The following is a 4,119-nucleotide window of genomic DNA, read 5'->3' on the forward strand; positions in this document are numbered from 1 at the left end:
AAATACGCGAAACGGGGTTGTTCTATCTTTAAATTTAATTACGCAACAAAGCCCTAGCGGTCTGCTCTCAACTTGCTTCACACGCAAGTTGATTACAGTATTCCCTAGTCACATCGGGATGCTTGGTTCAGGAAGAGCTACTTGGTTTGAAGGCGAGGCAACAATTCTTGCTCCATTGGTACTACATCAAGAATTATTAACAAAGTATGTAAACAAAGACAACTAGCCCTTTGAGAGTGTGTCACTGAATCAGTTTCATCATCAACGTTTTGTTCAGGACTGATTTAGGAAATCCGAAAGGGACTTATCAGTACCAAGGAAGATGAATAAAGCTGCATGGAATAAAGATTACAGAGCCTCCGTTCTGTTTACATCAGATTAACAAAGTACATTCGTGCCCTTATTGAGACCATAAAAGGAATAGAATCACGCTTAAGAAGCGCGAATGCCGAAGAACTGCGTATTTTGGTAATTGCGATCTGACTGAACCTTACGTAATATATAAAAAATATCAACCAATAATAATATAAAAAACACCTGTTTAACCTATAATAACTATTAACATTTAATGAAAGGACTGTTTTTATGTCAGTACGCCAAATTGTAGATGAGGTTCTGATAGAGTTTTCTCGTCGAGTAGGCTTGCCTGAATTACATTTGACTGAAGACGAACTGGGGTTAGCTTTTGACGATAAGTTAAGAGTGCATTTAATTTTTCACTCTAAAATAGAAACACTTCAACTAGAAGTAGAGATTGTTGACCTACAAATTGTTAATTCTGATCTTTATCGTTCTTTTTTGTCATTCAACTATCACTGGTCTGAACATCAACTATTTTTTAGTCTAGATAATCACAGGCACAAGCTGTGTTTAAACAGGTTGCTTCGTGCCGAAAAACTCGACTATGAGCTGTTTGAGAGTGGACTTGCTGAACTGCTCACACAGAGCGAATCTTGGGAGTCCTTGTTGTCTGCTCATGTCGTAACAGAAGTTTCACCGTCTATGCTTCAAAGCTCAGACTTAAGAGTTTAGGTACCTTATGTCCAACGACATCAAACCAAAAATAAATGATATATATTTCAATAACTTAGAGAGCAAAGGACAACCTCCCCTCGCAACGCAAGGCACCTTTCTGGGGCGAACCGTTGTACAGACTAGTCCTGGAGAGCGAGAGGCGAATCGAGCCAACTCCAAACTGGAGTTAAGTGAGTTGTTGTCGATGCATGCGAATGTGGAAATTTATAACTCAATCTTAAGCTTCGAAAAAGACCCTCATTCTGTACAAGCCTTATTGAATAGAAAAATCCAAGTGATCAGTCAGTCTCAATAAAAACGACCATAAATCGAAATCGGCCCTAGTTTTGAGCCTTGTGTAACTATCCTCAACTTGTGCGTTGTAATGACACAGAGTTAAAGCGGTACTAATAGCTGTAGCACACAATACACGCTGTTTCAGATAGTGGACACTTGTGATAGTCAAATTTTTGCTTCCCGTTTTTTTGAGCCGTGAAGCTTAGGTAGCCAAAGATTCAGCACTACTTAGACGCCTATCTTTGTAGGGGAAAGGTAATCCTCATTGTTTACATGCGTTGCCGGAGGAGAATAACTCCATCTATAAAGCCGTTTAAAAAACTTCTTACTCTCATCACCTTCTAATATTGTTTAAAATCAATGCATACATAGATATAATGACGATTTATGCCATAACTAAAGCTGTTTTACGATAAATGCGACGTTGTTGTTTAATTCAGTTAAGAAAAAGAGTTATTTTAACACACTTCTATCGATTTGACCTTCAAACTTAAATTGCAGACACCACCTTAGTTGGTGGTATCTGCGTTAGTTATTATATGTTCAGAAAATCAACTATTAGACGCTCGCCTCTCATTTGCCCTACAACACCAGACTACATAAAAATTTGCGTTTTTATATTTATTTCTACTTCAAAACTTCCGCAATATCCGCTGTACCGTTTAAGTAAATAATTGGCACTCCAAGTTTTTGGGCTAGGGGCTCAGCATGCTGCTTGAATAACTCGTACTTATCATTTTTGGATAACAACGTTTCTCCTTTCCAATCGGCTAAATCTTGGTGAGAGGCTGTTGGGGCGCTGTCGTTGAGGAAAAACCCTGCTATTTCCACCTTCTCGGTTGCCTTCTGCCCCTCGTGGAGATTTACACCTCCAGACGTACAGATAAGAATTTCATTGCGCATCCCATAGGTTTTCTTCAGGACTTCACTTGGAGTGTTGGTATGCCTTTGATGTCGCGGTAATTCCTTTTTTGCTAGTAACCCTGTACGTTCATAGTCAGGCATTGCCTCATAGCGGGTCTTTGTAGCGTTCTTATCTGAGACGTTGACAAGATCTTCAGTCCGATCAAGAAGACCAATGTTGGTTTCCGACATCAGATCGTTTGGACTAGCGGCAATAACATTTTGTTCCGGAACTTTCAGAATTACACCAACGGAGCCATAAGTGAAAGTCTTGCTCTGGTTTACGATACTAGTGCATGCTACATCCCAGGAGGTTAGCGCACTTTCTGCATCAATACTAAAAACGCCCTTCCCTTCCATCAAGTGAGTTATTGGTGCGGTGTGGACAATAAACTGAAAATCTTGTTTTGACTGGTGCCCACGCACTCCCATTTCACCACTTACTACTGTAGGATCTGTAAAACCTCCACTATCCCACGAGCGCACAAAGTTTTCCTGAACTGCTGGGTTATCGGCTTTTTGGTGTAACGCTGCGGTCAGCTTTTTAGCATCTGAGGATGAAGCTCCTTGACCATGTAATGCTTTGATGAAACCTTCTTTCATCCGGCTTATCAAGCCCCCCTTGTTCTGTCTGATTACATGCATATCTCGAATTTCGAACTGTCGTCCGTCATCAAGAGTAAAACCTCCCTTCGCTTGTTCTTTGTTCATTGCTGTCATTGCTGTCATTGCTTCATCCATACTTATCGTGATAGCAGTTTTTTCTCCTGTGGTGGGTTGTTTCAGTGTAGGTCCTGTTGGCGCGATATTCTGCAGTAGTTTAGCTTTGTCAGGCTGAACCTTTAGTTCATATGGACTCTTGGTATGAGTTGAAGTGTTTGTGACATTAGTCGTTTGAACTGGATTCAATCCAATAGGCATGAATATTTATCCTTTTATAAGCTGTTGAGAATAAGGCATGGTTACTTCATTTATCGGTTCTGATACCGAACTAAATTGAGTTCTAAGAGTACTCATAAGCACAATGAAGTTGTTCATCGTGTTCTCAAAGTCGATTTCATCGCAATCAACTAAGCTAAGCTCATGAATGAGAAGCAGTTTATTTTGATGCGTCGCTAACCAACAACGTTTCATCGTATCCTGTTGTCCGTTCAGTACCATACTGCTGCGGAGTATATACAATTCATCCTTCATAGAAATATCCGTTATCTCACCATGAAGTAGAAGCTCCTGTCCATCTTCAGAGAGTTGGACCAGGAGGGAATGAGCCTCGTCTACCCGCATATGGCACCGACGGTCAATTAGAGTTAGCTGCTCGTTGATATTTCTCAGCCAGTATTTGACATTACTTTCTCTGTCCATTTTATCCTGTTCAATTTGTCATGGTTTTACCACTTAGATTAACGTGCAACAAAAAAACGGCAATCATATGTAGCCGTTATTTTTTATGTTTCTACGGGAACAGTTTCGATGGTCTCCGTAAAATGGTCGGAAATAGCATTTTCACCCTCAAATTACATCATCTTAATTATGTTTATCTAATTGAATTTTGTATACTTTTTTAAAGTTTTGGTAAATGATTATAATTTGCTTAGCCAGCCAAAAGCGAGACCCAATTCCATAGGCATTGGAACGTAAATGAGTTGGTTAAGTGGTAAGATTAGCTTTGTTTCGCAATTCAGTGGAACTAAATTAAGAATCTACGACCTGAGCAGCTACCACCACTCTCTCGTAGCCCTATGCCTAAACCTCGTTATAAAACAACCAACTGGAAGCAAAATACAATCAATAACTCATTAACCGCGGTTCTTTGACCTTTTGGATTGATGAAGAAGCGATAAGTGGCTGGACGCAAAGCAAACAGAATAAGCGCGGGAGGCCACGTCGGTTCAGTGATTTAGCTAT

Annotated in this window: 5 protein-coding genes and 2 pseudogenes; 5 read left to right on the forward strand and 2 right to left on the reverse strand. The window is 40.1% G+C overall.

All coding sequences use genetic code 11. The annotated features are described in order from the left end of the window. From AB6D07_RS22600 to exsE2, 4 genes and pseudogenes are all read left to right on the forward strand, one after another. Positions 1–226 (forward strand): hypothetical protein (locus AB6D07_RS22600; protein ID WP_372126203.1); only part of this gene is annotated, 226 nt, incomplete at its 5' end. A 36-nt stretch (positions 227–262) separates the two neighbouring features. Further along, positions 263–382 (forward strand): annotated as a pseudogene (locus tag AB6D07_RS22605) (ISAs1 family transposase); the annotation flags it as partial. A 203-nt stretch (positions 383–585) separates the two neighbouring features. After that, on the forward strand, positions 586–1,032 hold the full coding sequence (locus tag AB6D07_RS22610) for a type III secretion system chaperone (RefSeq protein WP_017098095.1): 447 nt from the start codon (positions 586–588) through the stop codon (positions 1,030–1,032). A 7-nt stretch (positions 1,033–1,039) separates the two neighbouring features. Continuing rightward, positions 1,040–1,330, forward strand: coding sequence for a T3SS regulon translocated regulator ExsE2 (exsE2, locus tag AB6D07_RS22615; protein ID WP_017098096.1), 291 nt, complete (start codon positions 1,040–1,042; stop codon positions 1,328–1,330). A gap of 608 nt (positions 1,331–1,938) precedes the next feature. Here exsE2 and AB6D07_RS22620 read toward each other — a convergent pair. Together AB6D07_RS22620 and AB6D07_RS22625 are read right to left on the reverse strand one after the other, a co-directional pair. After that, the gene (locus tag AB6D07_RS22620; RefSeq protein ID WP_017103052.1) at positions 1,939–3,135 is read right to left on the reverse strand and encodes a hypothetical protein; all 1,197 of its coding nucleotides are present in this window, start codon (positions 3,133–3,135) and stop codon (positions 1,939–1,941) included. A gap of 6 nt (positions 3,136–3,141) precedes the next feature. Continuing rightward, on the reverse strand, positions 3,142–3,576 hold the full coding sequence (locus tag AB6D07_RS22625; protein ID WP_017098098.1) for a CesT family type III secretion system chaperone: 435 nt from the start codon (positions 3,574–3,576) through the stop codon (positions 3,142–3,144). 377 nt (positions 3,577–3,953) lie between these two features. On the opposite strand from AB6D07_RS22625, the pseudogene AB6D07_RS22630 reads away from it, so the two are divergent. Then, positions 3,954–4,119: pseudogene (locus tag AB6D07_RS22630) on the forward strand (transposase); the annotation flags it as partial.

The organism is Vibrio sp. 10N.239.312.C11 (genome assembly GCF_041466065.1).
Classification (GTDB): domain Bacteria; phylum Pseudomonadota; class Gammaproteobacteria; order Enterobacterales; family Vibrionaceae; genus Vibrio; species Vibrio tasmaniensis_A.